This window comes from Acinetobacter chinensis (genome assembly GCF_002165375.2).
Taxonomy (GTDB): Bacteria; Pseudomonadota; Gammaproteobacteria; order Pseudomonadales; family Moraxellaceae; genus Acinetobacter; species Acinetobacter chinensis.
On record NZ_CP032134.1, the window covers coordinates 1,850,526 to 1,865,439 of the forward strand.

At 40.0% G+C, this 14,914-nt stretch carries 18 protein-coding genes and 1 tRNA gene; all 19 read right to left on the bottom strand.

What is annotated here, in order from left to right; all coding sequences use genetic code 11:
- Nucleotides 1-866 precede the first annotated feature (866 nt).
- Nucleotides 867-1,301 carry a phage tail terminator-like protein gene (locus CDG60_RS09670; RefSeq protein ID WP_087514129.1) on the bottom strand — a complete coding sequence of 145 codons (435 nt, stop codon included), beginning with the start codon at nt 1,299-1,301 and terminating at the stop codon, nt 867-869.
- Nucleotides 1,298-1,690: a hypothetical protein gene (locus CDG60_RS09675; protein ID WP_087514130.1), complete on the bottom strand. Its 393-nt coding sequence runs from the start codon at nt 1,688-1,690 to the stop codon at nt 1,298-1,300. The genes CDG60_RS09670 and CDG60_RS09675 overlap by 4 nt, the downstream gene beginning before the upstream one ends.
- Nucleotides 1,691-1,731: 41 nt before the next feature.
- The gene (locus CDG60_RS09680) at nt 1,732-2,388 is read right to left on the bottom strand and encodes a hypothetical protein (protein ID WP_087514131.1); all 657 of its coding nucleotides are present in this window, start codon (nt 2,386-2,388) and stop codon (nt 1,732-1,734) included.
- A 31-nt stretch (nt 2,389-2,419) separates the two neighbouring features.
- Nucleotides 2,420-2,791: a glutamate 5-kinase gene (locus CDG60_RS09685; protein WP_227542863.1), complete on the bottom strand. Its 372-nt coding sequence runs from the start codon at nt 2,789-2,791 to the stop codon at nt 2,420-2,422.
- Complete coding sequence (locus tag CDG60_RS09690) at nt 2,788-3,162, bottom strand: hypothetical protein (protein ID WP_087514132.1); 375 nt, start codon at nt 3,160-3,162, stop codon at nt 2,788-2,790. Before CDG60_RS09690 ends, CDG60_RS09685 begins: the two co-directional genes overlap by 4 nt.
- Nucleotides 3,163-3,165: 3 nt before the next feature.
- Nucleotides 3,166-3,633, bottom strand: a complete 468-nt coding sequence (locus CDG60_RS09695; protein ID WP_171405419.1) for a hypothetical protein — start codon at nt 3,631-3,633, stop codon at nt 3,166-3,168.
- 38 nt (nt 3,634-3,671) lie between these two features.
- Nucleotides 3,672-4,619, bottom strand: a complete 948-nt coding sequence (locus CDG60_RS09700; protein WP_087514133.1) for a major capsid protein — start codon at nt 4,617-4,619, stop codon at nt 3,672-3,674.
- A gap of 9 nt (nt 4,620-4,628) precedes the next feature.
- The gene (locus tag CDG60_RS09705) at nt 4,629-5,393 is read right to left on the bottom strand and encodes a DUF6651 domain-containing protein (protein WP_087514134.1); all 765 of its coding nucleotides are present in this window, start codon (nt 5,391-5,393) and stop codon (nt 4,629-4,631) included.
- Between the two features lie 109 nt (nt 5,394-5,502).
- A complete protein-coding gene (locus CDG60_RS09710) occupies nt 5,503-5,775 on the bottom strand; it encodes a hypothetical protein (RefSeq protein ID WP_087514135.1) in 273 nt (90 codons plus the stop codon).
- A 64-nt stretch (nt 5,776-5,839) separates the two neighbouring features.
- Complete coding sequence (locus CDG60_RS09715) at nt 5,840-6,460, bottom strand: super-infection exclusion protein B (RefSeq protein ID WP_087514136.1); 621 nt, start codon at nt 6,458-6,460, stop codon at nt 5,840-5,842.
- A 47-nt stretch (nt 6,461-6,507) separates the two neighbouring features.
- Entirely contained in the window at nt 6,508-7,632 is a 1,125-nt protein-coding gene (locus CDG60_RS09720) for a minor capsid protein (RefSeq protein ID WP_087514137.1), read from the bottom strand.
- Nucleotides 7,633-7,634: 2 nt separating this feature from the next.
- A complete protein-coding gene (locus CDG60_RS09725; RefSeq protein ID WP_087514138.1) occupies nt 7,635-9,062 on the bottom strand; it encodes a DUF4055 domain-containing protein in 1,428 nt (475 codons plus the stop codon).
- Between the two features lies 1 nt (nt 9,063).
- Nucleotides 9,064-10,467 (bottom strand): phage terminase large subunit, encoded by a 1,404-nt coding sequence (terL, locus tag CDG60_RS09730; protein WP_087514139.1) that lies wholly within the window; start codon nt 10,465-10,467, stop codon nt 9,064-9,066.
- Nucleotides 10,457-10,921 carry a DUF2280 domain-containing protein gene (locus CDG60_RS09735; protein WP_087514140.1) on the bottom strand — a complete coding sequence of 155 codons (465 nt, stop codon included), beginning with the start codon at nt 10,919-10,921 and terminating at the stop codon, nt 10,457-10,459. Before CDG60_RS09735 ends, terL begins: the two co-directional genes overlap by 11 nt.
- A 58-nt stretch (nt 10,922-10,979) precedes the next feature.
- Nucleotides 10,980-11,621 (bottom strand): putative metallopeptidase, encoded by a 642-nt coding sequence (locus CDG60_RS09740; RefSeq protein WP_087514141.1) that lies wholly within the window; start codon nt 11,619-11,621, stop codon nt 10,980-10,982.
- Nucleotides 11,581-12,018, bottom strand: coding sequence for a hypothetical protein (locus tag CDG60_RS09745; RefSeq protein ID WP_087514142.1), 438 nt, complete (start codon nt 12,016-12,018; stop codon nt 11,581-11,583). The genes CDG60_RS09740 and CDG60_RS09745 overlap by 41 nt, the downstream gene beginning before the upstream one ends.
- Before the next feature lie 1,260 nt (nt 12,019-13,278).
- Nucleotides 13,279-13,458: a hypothetical protein gene (locus CDG60_RS09750; protein ID WP_087514143.1), complete on the bottom strand. Its 180-nt coding sequence runs from the start codon at nt 13,456-13,458 to the stop codon at nt 13,279-13,281.
- A gap of 157 nt (nt 13,459-13,615) precedes the next feature.
- Nucleotides 13,616-13,692 (bottom strand) — tRNA-Met (locus CDG60_RS09755).
- 780 nt (nt 13,693-14,472) lie between these two features.
- Nucleotides 14,473-14,913: a hypothetical protein gene (locus CDG60_RS09770; RefSeq protein ID WP_087514146.1), complete on the bottom strand. Its 441-nt coding sequence runs from the start codon at nt 14,911-14,913 to the stop codon at nt 14,473-14,475.
- Nucleotide 14,914 lies beyond the last annotated feature (1 nt).

The following is a 14,914-nucleotide window of genomic DNA, read 5'->3' on the forward strand; positions in this document are numbered from 1 at the left end:
ACGACGGTTCAGTTATTCCTATTTGTATGGAAGGCTTTAAGGCACACATTGAGTTGTCATGTGAATACAGCTCCTCTCTTATAAGTGTAACTCTAAATTAATTTTCTTCTCTTATGAGTGTAGCTCTATTACAAACCGCTGCGAATGAATTTCCTTACCTACTTAAGCGATAAGCCAAATCAGGAAAAAAACTACAACCAAGCCAATAAATATTTTCTTCATACTCAAACCATTACCTCTAGTAAATTCCATTATCTATATCTCTTGTTTCCGCCTGAGGTTATACAATATCTCCCACCCCTTGGACCAAAGCAATTGCTACTTGAAGAACAAGGGCATGAACCACCATAGGAGCTGCTTGTGCTCTTGTGTGTTCTTGAAGTGGTGGATTTAGTTTTGGGACTATTCAAATTGGATTTGATGTAATTTTTACTAGAATTAATATAACACCCCTCGCCAGAACAAAGCAGACTGGATGATACCCACTTGGGTTGTTGATTCTCTTTAGATATTCGTTCCCATGAGCTAATTCTGTCATATACAAGAACGGATTGTCCTTGTTTTAAGCTGCCTACGATCTTCCCATTTATTGGGGCATTTCTAATGTTAATATTAGGGGATTTGACATATTTTTTAGCTATTGGATTGTAATCATCACTTGTGTAACTTCCTTGGCTAAGGGTATTAGTTAGCATCTCCAGTCGATCTGAATAATCATGATTTGAATAGGCAGAAACATTACAGAATAGTGCTACAACAAAAAGTAAAAAACTCTTCATATTTATCCAAATTTATAATTCAGAATAAGATACTAATTTTATGGGGAAAAGAAACCGCCTCTTGGGCAGTCCAAATGGTGTTTATGATTAATTCACCACATATGCCACATTCACATTGTATTGGTAGTAACTCATACTGGATGGATCACCAATGGCACTGGAATGTCCAGCATCAATCACACTCGCTTCACGCATCTCAAGATCGTCTTTTTTATAGAACTCTAGATGCTCAACCCATTTATCAGCAAGCTGAGACAGGCTATCAGTGCCTGTATTTAATGGTGCAAACAATTGAATAAACACTATGCCAGTCGTTCTGGTACAGGGTTTCTCTCCAATGCCTGAAATAAACTTCCCACCGTTGCTCACTGTCACTTTTGCCCATAACTCCTTTTCAGGTGGTTCAAACTGTTTACCTTCAGACAAAGGATTGTTTGCAAGCTGGATGTGTTCTTTTAACATCCCTCGGAAAGTGCCAATACGTGCCATGATTGCCCGTAATGCCTGAGTATTTGTCATCATTTGTATTTCTCACAGACATGGTGAAATGTCAGAGCATAGATACCCTGTGGTGCCTGATCTGATTTACCGTTTTCAAGATTTAGCGCATACGGCAAATTGTTCTGTATATATACACATGAGCCAATCCGTGCTTTCAGGATTTCTCTGACCCCATCGCTGAAAGCTGTCTGATCCATTGTGCCTGTCGGTGATCGGTTACCCGTGCTCTCCACTGTCTCATTTGTCGTTGTATCAACTGTGACTCTGTGGTTTGAGCGAAATGTACCGTCCATAACAGGGCTCGCCATGATTACGCCCTGAAGCATTTCACCAGCAATTTTGCGGATATGATCATCACCATCTTTAAGGAGTTGAGTGGAGAAGTCAGTCGGTTTGTTTTTCCAGCCCATATTTCACCTATTAAAAAACCACCGAAGTGAGTTTTGCCAGCTTAAACCTTTAATGGTTTAAGCTTTTTAATTTTTTGCTTTATTTGTTCATATATTTTTTGGTTATCAAGCATTTTATCGCTCAACATTTTAATTAAAATCTTTTGTTTATTCTTTGATAAAGGATCCTCATTCAATGCTATGGGCTCAAATTGACTTGAAGTGAAAACTTGCTGAGCTAAATTATCCCATAAATCGTGTAAATCAATTATGATTAGCTTGGAGTTTTTACTAAATTCTCTACACTCATCATTAAACTCTCTAATATTATTGATTGTATTTACCAAGTTATTTATTTGGCTGTAAAATTTGACTCGATATTCATTATATTTCTGTGATGTATTCAAGTCTTCTTTCGTTAATGTGTAAAAATAATCAAGGTCTTCTTTGAATATCTTTAAAATCTCTTCGCTAATCCTCTCATTTTTAACCGCATTATGTTGATACCTCCAATCACTAAAGAGCACAAAGGCTGCTACAGGAGCAAGAAAAGCGGCTGTAAGAGTTAATGTGTCTTTAAGTAAATTATATGTTTTAGCTGGATCAAACTTAGTCCCATCACTAATTAACCACGCACCAACTAGAAAATAGAGTAATGTTAAGCCGAATGCCCACCAGCAAACGTACTTTATTTTTTCTTCTAACGTTTTTTTTTCCATAAATCCCCCCTTAAATATTAGAGGGATATTACTAAACTTTCCGCAACTGGCAAACCCAGATGCTTCCCGTTGGATCTGCACCAATATTCACCACCCTAAAGCTTCCTTTAATGGAGTCCCAGACATCACCAATCTGCGGTACCTGAGTCACTTCATTCTGCAGTACTGTGGCTTTTGAGTCAGTCACCTGGTAATCAGTTGGTTTGACCATATCTTTCAGATACGAGCCAAACAGCACACCCCGCCCGCTATAGGCTTCAACAGTTGTCACAGGATAAGTCTGAGTCTCAAAATCCAGCTCACCGGAACGTATTTCTTTGGAGCAGGTGAATGAATCTACCGCATCGGCAAGCTTATTACTGAATGCAGCAGCAACTTTAGACTGGATCTTATTTTTGATCATACCCGGAACACCTCAAATCCAAATCCACAGGGCTTTAAATCCAGTGAGGCAATATAAGCCCGTGCTATCTGCTCAAATTCAGAGATTTCAACGCTGCCCTCGGCATAGCTTTCAGTGACCTGTACCGTATCAGCCTTTACGCTTTCACTGGTGGTCTGGCGGGCAATACCGGAATAAATTACTCCTGCAATAATGCCTTTGATAATTTCACATGCAGCATCAATCAGAACTGGATCAACAGGGTCTGGCACTAGACCAACTTCGTTCTTCATCCACGTATTGGTTAATTTAATGAGGCGAGCTTTATCACCAGCTGGTGCAAAGTCTGCCCCCAGAATCTGCTCAGCCTGTTCCTGGGTAATAAAGCTCATGGGTTATTCCTTTGTTTGGTCTGCTTTGGCGGCTTCTTCTGCAGTCTTAGCGGCTTTCACTTCTGCAGCGGTTGGCTTTTTAGCTGCCGGCTGCAGTTCATCAATGCGCGCCTGCATTGCCGGGATGTCATTTTTAAATGCGATCAGTTCACCCTGTGCTGTAGCAAGCTGTTCTGCCAGGATGGTGTTTTCAGCAGTAACCTTTTCACATTCAGCTTTAGCCTCATCAATAATGACCTGCAGTTCAGGTGAAATACCAACCTTAAGATCAATTGTTAGTGGCTTGGCTTCAGGTAAATCACGCACTTCCACTTCAATACCGAGCTTTTCATAGTCGGCTTTAATTTGTGGATAATCACCATAAACCACCACAGACCTGGCACCTGGATCAGGCTTTTCATAGTAAGCAGGGTTCTGAAACGAGCCTTGCTCATTAATACCTGAGCTATTTTTCGCATAGATAATTTTCAATTTTTTCTCCCAAAAGAAAGAGGGCTGATGCCCTCCTGTTATGGTGTACCTGACAGATCAAGTAATGTACCCGCTGTCATTTTGTTGCTGGTTGCATGTTTAACCCAGTTTGCATCTGCACCGAGTAATGCCAGTGTTGGATTTGCACCTTTGGATGAATCCCATGAATAGCCAAGCACATCAAGATTAAAAGTACCTTCTGCACGCATAGCCATCGCAAGGTTTTCTTCATCGTTGATGTCATAGGCCCGGAATCCGGGTGCCTGAGATTCCGTAACCGTTAATGCACCCGCCTGCAGACCAAATGCATCATTATCACCCACAATATCTGTCACAAGTACCGGTTTACCCAGCGTGCCTGGCAGCCCACCGTAAATAACAAGTTCGGACTCGCCATACACCTGGTTTGTCAGTGCTTCATCAACAATGTCGAAATAAGTATCAGAATTCATAACCCAAAGTGAAATGCGGCCAAACTTATCGCCAAATTTACGCATACCGCGAGTCAGAGCTTTGCGACCATCGACGGCAATACTGCCTTTGGCAATCATGTCAGGATTACTGGTAATCGCAGCTTTCAGGGCTGTTAAACCATATTGCAACCGTCCTGCGACCAAAGCATCCGCAAGGTCATAGCCCACAATTTCAGCAAACTCTGCAGGAGATCGGGCACGGCGTTTAAATGCCTCTTCGGTAGATGCATATGGACCGTACTTAAACGGAACCTTTACGCCAACCGCCTCACCTGCTCCGATTTTTTTTGAAGGTACCTTTGCCGTGGAGTTCACATCACGATGTTCAATACTGCCACCAACGCGATAAAATGAATCCTGCTTAAAATCCCCCTGAATGATTTCATTCACATAGCGGATTGCACCATTAGACGCCTGATTAAATACATTCAAGTTATCTTGTAAGCGTTCAAGATACGCTGTTTGAGCCAGTTGATTGTAGATAATCATGTCACTGTTAACTGTAGTCGTCATTTCGACTCCTTATTTTGAAAGTTTTAAATATGATTCCTGACCGTGCTGACGGATGTAATCTGCTTTGGCATCGGCACTCATTTCACTGCGCTTTAACCCTGAGTTGTTATTTCCACCTCCATGGAACCCACCACCATTTGAACGATTACCTTTAAGAATCGAATCTTTATGCTGGTATCCACCAACCAGGGACTCTAAGGCTTCGTCAAAGTCCGCAACTTCACCCGGACGTGCACGGGAGAAGATCTTTTGACCATCTGTGCCGTATGCCACGACCTTGCCTTCTTCGATTTTGAAACGGCTGCCGAATTGGGCTTGGACCATGTCTACGGGTACAGCAATGTTGTCTTGAATGTACTTAGAACGAGCGAAGCCACCGCCAATCAGCTCGTTATGCAGTTGCGCCTGATATGCATCACGTTCCTGAATAATTGGCGCATATTTTTCTTCAACCGCTTTAATTGCTTCAGCTTTGACTTTTTCCACCTCACCAGCATCCACCAGCTTTTTATCGTCAAAGTTTTTCAGCGTTTCCATGGCTTTTTTAGCTGCCACTGGATCCTCAATACCTTCAAAGGATTTAAGAGATGTTTCAGCTTTTTCATAACGTTCACGGTTGGTTTTTGCTTCACCATTCAGGCGTGAAATTGTCGCTACGGTTTGTGCTGCGTCATGAGCAACTTCTTTACCGTCATCATGGATATACAGTGGCAAGCCCTGTTCACTCACTTCTGCATACGTTTTGCCATCAATCTGAGTTGTTTTAAGTTTCATAAGTCATCCGACCCTATTTCTAAATTGAGCATCCGCTCGTTACGCTGTCTGTTTCCACTTTCAGCAGGCATAAAAAAAGCACCCTGTTGGGTGCTTAAGTTGAATTTGGTTATTTGGCTTTAAATATGTTGTGATCTGCTGTACAAGCAGCAAACGCTGAAAACCATATTTTAAACCAATGATTTGCAGTATTACGCATTACAATTGCATCAGCTCGACCATTATTGAATTTAGTTTTAATTTCGTATTCCATAGAAAATTGATTGAACTCAAGAACTTTGTGATGATCTTCGAGATTGGTTTTTTCGAATTTCTGTAAAACCTCATGCTCAAAAAGCCATACAGTCCGCTCTAACCCTATTTGTTTTGGCTCTTTAACCATTTTCTACTCGCCTAAAAATAGACCATTTCAGATACTGGTGTTTAACTTAAAATAACTTAACCATTTAATAATTAAAAATTTTTCTATTTTTATTTACTTCATGAACGCTATTTGGCGTAAATTTTAGGACTAAATCATTCACTACATTTTGATCATAATTGTTTGAGTATATTTCAGGATATAAGTTCGCAAGCCTTTGCTTTAAAAGCTGAGATAGCTTCAACATCACTGCTTGACCTGCAATTGTCGGTCTAGATGAGCTGCTTGCAAGTGTTAAAATATGTGAATTACAAAGTTCTACAACCTCCTGACCACTCAAGGGTAACCATATTGTTTCTGAATTTTGTATAAAATACTGAAACAATACAGCTTTCTCGGGGTTTGTGAGATTTATAAGCTTTTGCTCGATTAACCTTCCTTTTTCCTTCCTATTTTTGATATCAGTAATTGAGTGTCGAAAATAAGAAACTATAGATTTAATGCAAAGTACTAAAACTGTGATTACACAAACAAGAAAAACTAGACCAACGTAATTCCTGTACTCACCCTTAATATTTACAAACCCTGTTAACTCAGCCAAACCAAATACATTATAAGAAAGCACGCCTGAAACGATACAGACTACATAAAGAAGGATATTATGTGTTCTGAAAATATCTAGAATTGCTTTTATCAAATTTTCCATAAAAAAATTTTAGAATAATTTTGTATGAAGCTAATTTATCATAAAAATCAGAGTCCCACCGCCTCAAAAGTCTTTTTATCCAAAGCTCTCATCTCAGCCAATGTATAACCACGTTTATTCAGTGGATCAGCAAACTTATCAATACTGTATTCACCCTTCTTATAAAGCTCATACTTCGATTTACCTAGCCAGGTGCGCTGAAAGAACTCATCGGACTGTTCAAAGAACTCCTTAAAGGATGTATTGGCATCCAGCTGGCCAATGAGGTGTTTCCGTTCCTCCTTAGGAATATCCTTAACCTTACGCTCATCCATTACAAATGGGCGCAAGCCTGCGACATTTCCATCCTTATCACAGCCAACGTAAGTCGTCCGGTTATTTGGGTGAACGGGGAAGCGTGGTCGTGCAGGATCATCAATGTGAAATACTTCCCCATCAACTGAAGCGCAGTACTTACATGTACGCCCATCCAGTGTGGCCACTACTTTCACATACTCATATCCGAGAGCTTTATACGTATCAATATAAGTCGCATTGCTGATATGGCTTCTTACTGTCCTGACCTGACGTTCAATTTCAGTTTCTGTCTTCTGCAGTAAACCATCCTTATAATCCAGGGATTTTTTACCTCTGATCCGCTGAATAATCTGCTGATTCGTCTGACCCTGCGAAACCCCATCACGAATGACGTATTCCACTTTCTTGCGAAGATTTGAAGCAATATCAGTAAACAGATAATCGACCAACTGACCGCCGGCAAATGGTGCTTTCTTTGCGGCTTTATAATTCTTCTCGGCATTTACTATCGCAGCGGCACCAGCAATCAACTTCGCAGAATATGACGCTTCATAGACCGCTAAATGCAATGCTGACTTGTCGAACTGCTCGAATAGATCAGCATCAATTGATTTGAACCATTCATTCAGGATGGCCTTAATTTCTTCAATATTTTTGCTGACTTTCGCTTTGCTTGAAAAGTTCAGGCTTTTAAGTGCGTTTCGCTCTGAGTCGCTCAATTCATTCAGAAGTTCCGAAAGCCGATTAAGTTGCCGTACCGATAGCTTGTTAAATTGAGCTGTCAGTTCGTTTACTGCTTGTGATGACGCACGGTAGAGATATGCAGAATGCTGACTCAGCGCATCAACCAGGGCTTTCTGCGCCGATGTATTCATTCTCAATCATCCTCTGTGTCCATGCCACCATCATCCCGCTTCTCGATTTTCTTTATGATGTCTTCCCACTTATCTTCCGGGAATGTTCCGGTCTGCTCATAGTGATACCAAACATACATTGGCAACTCACCAGCCAAGCAAGCTTCATAAATCAATTTAGAGCGTACCGGGTCATACTTAGGCTTATTGAAATCCTGTGCGATAGTGAAACTCAGTTCATTGAATTTGAGGTCATGATTTGCAGTGGCAAATTTGGCACACCACCGCAGTGCATTGGTAAATGCTTCAGAAACATTGGCAACCACAAGCGACAATACCGAATGCTGAATAGAACTGTCGTTATCTGCCTGCGTCGCTGTTTTATTGGCTGATCCGACCTCGATCAGGCGTGCACCAAGTTCCTTCATCTGATTCCACTTGTCCTGCATACGCTCATAGGCAAGGCCATTTTTTTCAGCTTGTACCATTTTTGCGTCTGTAGGAAAGCCGGAACGACTACCAACACTCGCTCCTGATTCTTTCACCATGGCGTACTGCTCAGGAGTAATGTTTGGAAAGCATAAGGTAGGTTGCCCCACAATAAATGCTGACTCTTCCACATCTGCAGTACTTGTGTAGTATGAAAGCTCCATCGTTGCCAGCTCATAAAGCGGTGCAGTTCCAATTTCATCCGAGTTATCAATTGCACCGCAAAAGGTGAACGGTATGTAATCCCATGGATTTCCGTTGTAATCAGTCGGCGTGAACTTCCTGCTCGAAGCCCATTCCCCTTTGTCATTTTTCGTCTGAACTTCAACTGTGTAGACAAAACCAGAATCGGTGGGCTCAAGTGTAAGGATTCTGTATTGCTCCTGCTTTTCTACACTGAATTCTTTCCTGACCATTACTGTTTCAAACAATTTAACGAAGCTCAGCTTTTTCTGATTGCCTACAATAATGTGATCCCAGTCTTCAATATTGGCAGCAGGTATGATGTGAATCATCGGAAAAGCACCGGTGTTCTTCTCTTCCTGCTTGTTCTTGCTTGGACCTATATTTGGGAAGTCCACATACAAACCACAACGGTAATTCCGGCTGATCAATCGTGTCGCTCTTTGTGCACACTGATAGATTGAACGCCCTGAACCATCAGCATTTCGCTCTAGATACTCAAGATCATCAGGGCGCTGAAAAACTGGTGTCTTACCAAATGCCAGACCGATATGGCTTGCCATGGTTCGACTGGTCACACCCGGGAAGATTGCCCGCAAAAGATATTCGCCATAACGCAGTTTTCCATGAGGATCATTCTTTGAAGTAAACAGTGAGGGTTTCGCCAGGTAGGTTTCCCGTTTTGCCTTGATGACTTCCTGACCTTCACAAACATCATCCAGCTTATTCCAGGTTGAAATGTGTTTTTCATAGTCGGCATGTTTTGTTGTAATGCTCATATCAGAATCCAAGAATTGGTATATCAATGTGGGTAACTTGTGGCGCCTCGTTCAACTCATTAAATCCATCGCTACACCCATCCACTTGGTCATCATGTTTACCATTTGGAAAATGCCGCATTTCTTCAATCAATGGCTTATTCCAGATGCCTCGTAACATCTTCACATTCCCAATATTCACCTGAGCAGCAAAAGGTTGCGCCCTGGTGATTTTGTCACCAGATACAGTTTCTGCTTTAACCCTGAAACCAGATAACATGGTTATGAAGTTTTTCGCTTGAGATTTCCCCGCCTGACCAGGGTCTTGTGGTAGCCGGATCATTACTGATTTGCCATCCATCTGAGCTGTTTGCTTGATTGTGTTCTCAACACCATCTGGACCCCACTGACCACGAACCATATCAACGATGTAGATAATGTTATCTTTGGTTTTCAGCATCCGTGGTCCCGCAGTCCAATCTCCCTCATTCTCTGAAGCTGCAAGATCCCATGCACGCACTTCCTTTATGAACTCAGCAGGCAGCGCATCCACAATTTCAATTCTGTCAGGCTTAAAAAAACCACCTGCTGGCGGTGATGGTAATTGACGGTACTGCCCTGAAAACACATAAGGCGCTGCATCCTCCATGACTTTTAAGCGTTCAATTGAATGCTTTTCAGGCCACAACGCTGTTCCATCTTCCTGAATAGCCGGCAGGCAAAGATGCTCCCACTCCTCCCCATTGCCACCATCAAGCAGCCATCCTGCCAAATCTTCTTCATGCAAACGCTGCATGATCACAATGATTGGTGTATCTGGTGAGTTTGTTCGGGACTCCAATGTATTTTGGAACCATTCAATCACGTTGCCACGAATTGTATCTGAGCTTGCTTCACTTGCTTTGTGCGGGTCATCAATTATGATTGCGCCACCAAATTCCTTACGGATCTTACCAGCACCAAAACCGGTAATCGTACCACCGGTCCCTTGTGAGTAGCAGACTCCACCAGCAACTGTGCGCCAGTCATCCTTTGCCTTACTGTCGTCACGTAGCTGAAAATCAGGAAATACGCGCTTATATGCTGTTTCCTGAACCAAATTTCTCGTCTGAAATGCATTATTGGCTGCCAAAGTGGCTGAGTAGCTGATGTGAATAAACTCACAATCAGGCATTCTCCCAAAGCACCATGCCATGAAATTAATGACTGCGAGTTCCGTTTTGGAGTAGCGTGGGGGTACATTAATAATCAGTCGCCTGGTCTTTCCACGAAACACCTTCATTAACGCATCGCAAATGACACGATGATGCCAATTGTGCATCCACTTGTATTTCCGGCGCTCTTTAAACATATAGCGTGAAAAGAAATACAGATCTTCCTGAGCCTCAATTTGAATTGCAAGCTCACGCGTTGGGTCAGTAATCATTTAAAACCTGTTCCCTTGCTGCAAGATAGCTTTCAGTTGAAACATCAGAACTTACAGTCTCTATTGGCTTACCATCTTTACCTGTGATTTCTTGCTTAGTGACACGCCCATCTGTTTCCTGAAATGCCTGTTTCAGTAAATTTTGCTTTGCTCGTTTATTTCGTCCTGAATCCTCATACATCATCTGAAGCTCTTTAAGTCGAAATGCCTTATTAGCGATTGGTATATCCAAGATATTTTCTTGAAACTTCTTCCGCGTCTCGTAAAAAAGGTCTTTTAACTTTTTGCTTAGATTTCGCCCTGCATACTTTGTCGGGTCATAACTATGGCATTGCTTTCTATCGATTTTAATCTTATAGGTTTCTTCTACTGAATCAGCAACTTGTTGAGGTGTTTCAAAGCAAGCAAGAGACTGAACTATAAAGATTTTTACAGGCTCTTTAAGTGCTGCCATAAACTCACCTTTGTCGTGCTACGTCGTACAAGATAGCCAAAAAAAAGAGCCCTTAGGCTCAATTCATCACACAGTTACCACAACACGCTGCAATGTTTGTCTCCGAAACAAATGGAGCATTCTTGGCGATTTCCAATAAACGCTGTACTGAGCTATCAATTCCGTGTTGACGTATTTCACCAAAGAACACTTCAACATCATGTCCAGCCAAGTAATGCTTAGGTAAGCCAGTTACATCGCTATAAATGATCTCACCATCAGCATCACGCTCTACACCGATGTGATACAGCTCGTGTTCAATCAACCGGCAGAAATCTCTGTCAGTGGCTTGTTCACAGAATGCAGCATCAATCGTAATGAGATATACAGGCACACAGCCAAACCATTCACGCATTTGCTGCTCTTGCCGAGCCTTTTTCCATCCACCTTGGTTGAACATCACCTTTTCACACTGCCCAAGTACCATGCGTTTCTTAGACACGGCAGCACTTGATGCCCAAGCGAATGCTAAAAAGGTTTCATCGTCGTGAAGTAGCTCTGCAATATGGTCATGATCAGGGTTATGGAGCTGGCCACCAATAGTCAGCCAGTTAGCAATCACCCAGTCTTTTAACTCCACGGCGGGTGCAAGCAGAATTGCTTCAACTTCCTCAGCTTGATCAATCAAGTCTGTTGGTGGAAAAGGTCTGATCTGTTCCATCTTCTAAACTCTCTAACTGACGTTGAATCCACTTAAGGGCATAGCCTGACTCAATTTGATGCGGCTCGAGACGTTCATGCCTAAAACCCATTTCCTCAGCTAAATTATATTTATTAAATGCATTCGCTATCTTTCTCCCACCACGCCCAACAGCCCAAGGACTGCCTGCTATTTCAATGAGCAGTTTCAAACGCACAATATAGAAATCAAACCGCCAGTTCTTTGTTGATTCAAATTGAAATTTTCTTCGATACCCAATCAAGTTTTCTTCTAATTCCTGAAACAGAGTTTTTTCAGCTTCCAGGTATGCTTCCTTAGCCTTAGGTAGAGACTTGGCACGTGATTTAGCTTTAGGTGGGCGCTTTTGGGTTTTACTGAAATAGTCGTCTGCGTTCATAATTTTCAACCACAAAAAAACCCCACTGTTTCCAATGGGGTTTACCCTCTTATATTCTTGCGCTGATATAAGTTTAGGTATTGTTATTTGTAATAATTAAATAACATGATCAAATTATCAAAAACAACAATATTTGTCTACAAGTTCATCAATAAACATTTCAACCATGAAGTCTAATAATCCAATCACAGTACTAAGACTTTTTGCCACTCAAACCCGACGTAAACAATAGGTAATTACAGTTAATTCATAAAAAGAGTCACATATAACTTGATGCAATTCAATATTTTTGCAATTATTGCGAATAATTAAGCAATATTAACACTAATAAAATTATGGAATTCGCTATTTATCTCGTTTTAACTCTTTTTGTAATTACACTGATTCTTGTATGTTTATGGATTTTTTTAATTTCTGGTGATCATTTTTTTCTATACATTGAAGCTCTATTATTATTGGGTTTAGCTATAGCTATATCTAAATTAAGATCATTATCAAAAGATCCGTTTGCTTAGCAAACGGATCTTTCACTGGACAACCTATAATAAAAAAACCTCCTTTAAAAAGGAGGTAAACTACCATTAATAAATACTATTAATAATGGAGTAAAACCTATACTTGCAATATAGGCTAAGGTTATGTTGCGTTACAGGCAACAGAGCTAGTATAACAAATAAAAAAGGTAATTTGTCACATTTATTTAATTTTTTTTGATAAATATCACACTTTAAGCGATCAACCATCACACCAAACACAAAAGAATATTACTTATTGAAAAAAAAATTTACCTAAAGAGGTTTCAAAAAAAAACCCGTATCGGCATGATGATACGGGCAAAAGGTAAAGTTATCCAATCCTGTACACTGGATAACACAGGTATCATAACTCATAAATTATGAGATTTTCATCACATTATATATCATTATATTAAAATGTATTTTGTTTTCAGGATAAAATCATAACTGATACTCATATAATTTATTATATCAATCGGTATAAATTTAAATTCATTAATTACTCGATACCCCAGAAATAAAGACGATACTTTAAATACTTGAACACTTAGTCAAATATAAGAGCAATTCAAAAATATATGACTTTAATTTTACTAATATTTGTCAATAACAATTTACATTAATTTTTAAAATATCTCGATAAATTTTTTTGGTTTAAGTATTTGAGATTTGAGCACTTATTAATCAAAAAACCCACTTAGTGGTGGGGTATAAGATGTGAATACATCAGAATTAAAATTTGTGATTACGCCTGGTTATTTCGAGATTCTACACACTGCTGTTTTAGTCGTTCCATTGCATCCGGTGGCATTGGGGCTGTCATCATCCCACGATAATTCATACACTCAGGCGTTTCTCTAAATGGCTGTGGTTGATTACTCATGCAACCTGTCAAAACCAGTGCTGAACATATAATGTATTTCATTATCTAACCCTCTTTTTCTATTAATTTTCAGCTTAAACAATTTTTACGGCATGTACTGTATTAAATCTGGCTCGCCATACAAGGTTCACAATTATCAATCCAATAGACAAAAAAATACCCACTTTGGAGTGAGTATATAAACTTTAAATTTTTTGGTTGGTAGCGGGAGCTGGATTTGAACCAACGACCTTCGGGTTATGAGCCCGACGAGCTACCAGACTGCTCCATCCCGCATCAACGAGTAATCGTTATACGCTTAAAATTCATACATAGCAAATAATTATCAAATATTAAGACCTACGGTAAACTGTACATCAAAAATTATCTAAATATGACCACTGTTGGATTCTGTCACAAAAGTTGGATGTAAGTCTCTGTATTTCCGTAATCTGATTTTTTCACTCTTCAAAAAAGACTCTGGTTCTTCTGACCATAGTGATTTTCTTGAATCAAGAGCTGAATGACTTAATGCCCAATCCGAAATATTCCCATACATGAATGTATTGTCAGCGAATATAAATTTAGCTTTCCCATCTGCGTTTATTAAATAAACCTTGTGTGTAGGTAGTGAGCCAAATGTACTGAATTGAGTATAAATATAATTATGAGATTCTGACATAGCACCAACTGCCTTTGTTTTATTTTCATTATAGCATTTTAAGCATTAAAAAAAGCCCACCATTTGGCGAGCTTTAAATTAACTTTAGTGCTTTACATACACTTCGGTCACTATAACAGAAATATGCCACAATGCGTCTAGACAGTCAATTCGATATTATGACGTTCAACATAATTTTTAAGCATAATAATTAAAACAAATTGTTTGATCAAATTTTTTGCATCTTCTTTATTTGAATTCCTATTTTCTCTTAGCGTCAAGCACAATCTTTTTGAAATAGTTGACCTTAAAATTATAACTTTTTCAGGCAGGTCAGGAAAGCATTGAGATATAACCTTCTCAATGTGTTTAAATTCCACCCCTTTACATAAAGTAACTCTATAATCCAACATATTTTATCCTTGTCGCAATCGTTTATCATGACCAGCTAAGTAAAATTTAGCACAACTTACCATAATTGCCGCCTGAGCCTTTGACTGATTGGTCTCATTCGCAACTCTACTCAGCCCTTTATTTTCAACTTTATTCTTTATCAAGCACAAAAGTGCAAACTTAGTCGTGTAATCAACACTATCGCTTTTTAAAATACTTCGTAGTAAGGCATGTACATGATCTGCTTCTGCATCAGATATCTCACAAGTAATAAAAGACTTGAAATTGCGAGGAGTTGTATCAGCCTCCATAATCTTCCAATAGATTTGATTTACATGAAGACCATCTGGCAGGTCACCGCCTTTCATGCGAACGGTCTCGCACCATGCCCCAAACTGTTCCAGCCAACCATCAATTGTAAATTTTGACCAATCCATTTCTTTAATTTTTGCCGCCGCATTCATA

Bases quoted from the DNA above. Each gene is read 5' to 3' on its own strand.
- CDG60_RS09670 (WP_087514129.1), bottom strand. From the start codon at position 1,301: ATGATGACAAATACTCAGGCATTACGGGCAATCATGGCACGTATTGGC.
- CDG60_RS09675 (WP_087514130.1), bottom strand. From the start codon at position 1,690: ATGGGCTGGAAAAACAAACCGACTGACTTCTCCACTCAACTCCTTAAA.
- CDG60_RS09680 (WP_087514131.1), bottom strand. From the start codon at position 2,388: ATGGAAAAAAAAACGTTAGAAGAAAAAATAAAGTACGTTTGCTGGTGG.
- CDG60_RS09685 (WP_227542863.1), bottom strand. From the start codon at position 2,791: ATGATCAAAAATAAGATCCAGTCTAAAGTTGCTGCTGCATTCAGTAAT.
- CDG60_RS09690 (WP_087514132.1), bottom strand. From the start codon at position 3,162: ATGAGCTTTATTACCCAGGAACAGGCTGAGCAGATTCTGGGGGCAGAC.
- CDG60_RS09700 (WP_087514133.1), bottom strand. From the start codon at position 4,619: ATGACGACTACAGTTAACAGTGACATGATTATCTACAATCAACTGGCT.
- CDG60_RS09705 (WP_087514134.1), bottom strand. From the start codon at position 5,393: ATGAAACTTAAAACAACTCAGATTGATGGCAAAACGTATGCAGAAGTG.
- CDG60_RS09710 (WP_087514135.1), bottom strand. From the start codon at position 5,775: ATGGTTAAAGAGCCAAAACAAATAGGGTTAGAGCGGACTGTATGGCTT.
- CDG60_RS09715 (WP_087514136.1), bottom strand. From the start codon at position 6,460: ATGGAAAATTTGATAAAAGCAATTCTAGATATTTTCAGAACACATAAT.
- CDG60_RS09720 (WP_087514137.1), bottom strand. From the start codon at position 7,632: ATGAATACATCGGCGCAGAAAGCCCTGGTTGATGCGCTGAGTCAGCAT.
- CDG60_RS09725 (WP_087514138.1), bottom strand. From the start codon at position 9,062: ATGAGCATTACAACAAAACATGCCGACTATGAAAAACACATTTCAACC.
- terL (WP_087514139.1), bottom strand. From the start codon at position 10,467: ATGATTACTGACCCAACGCGTGAGCTTGCAATTCAAATTGAGGCTCAG.
- CDG60_RS09735 (WP_087514140.1), bottom strand. From the start codon at position 10,921: ATGGCAGCACTTAAAGAGCCTGTAAAAATCTTTATAGTTCAGTCTCTT.
- CDG60_RS09740 (WP_087514141.1), bottom strand. From the start codon at position 11,621: ATGGAACAGATCAGACCTTTTCCACCAACAGACTTGATTGATCAAGCT.
- CDG60_RS09745 (WP_087514142.1), bottom strand. From the start codon at position 12,018: ATGAACGCAGACGACTATTTCAGTAAAACCCAAAAGCGCCCACCTAAA.
- CDG60_RS09750 (WP_087514143.1), bottom strand. From the start codon at position 13,458: ATGAAATACATTATATGTTCAGCACTGGTTTTGACAGGTTGCATGAGT.
- CDG60_RS09770 (WP_087514146.1), bottom strand. From the start codon at position 14,913: ATGAATGCGGCGGCAAAAATTAAAGAAATGGATTGGTCAAAATTTACA.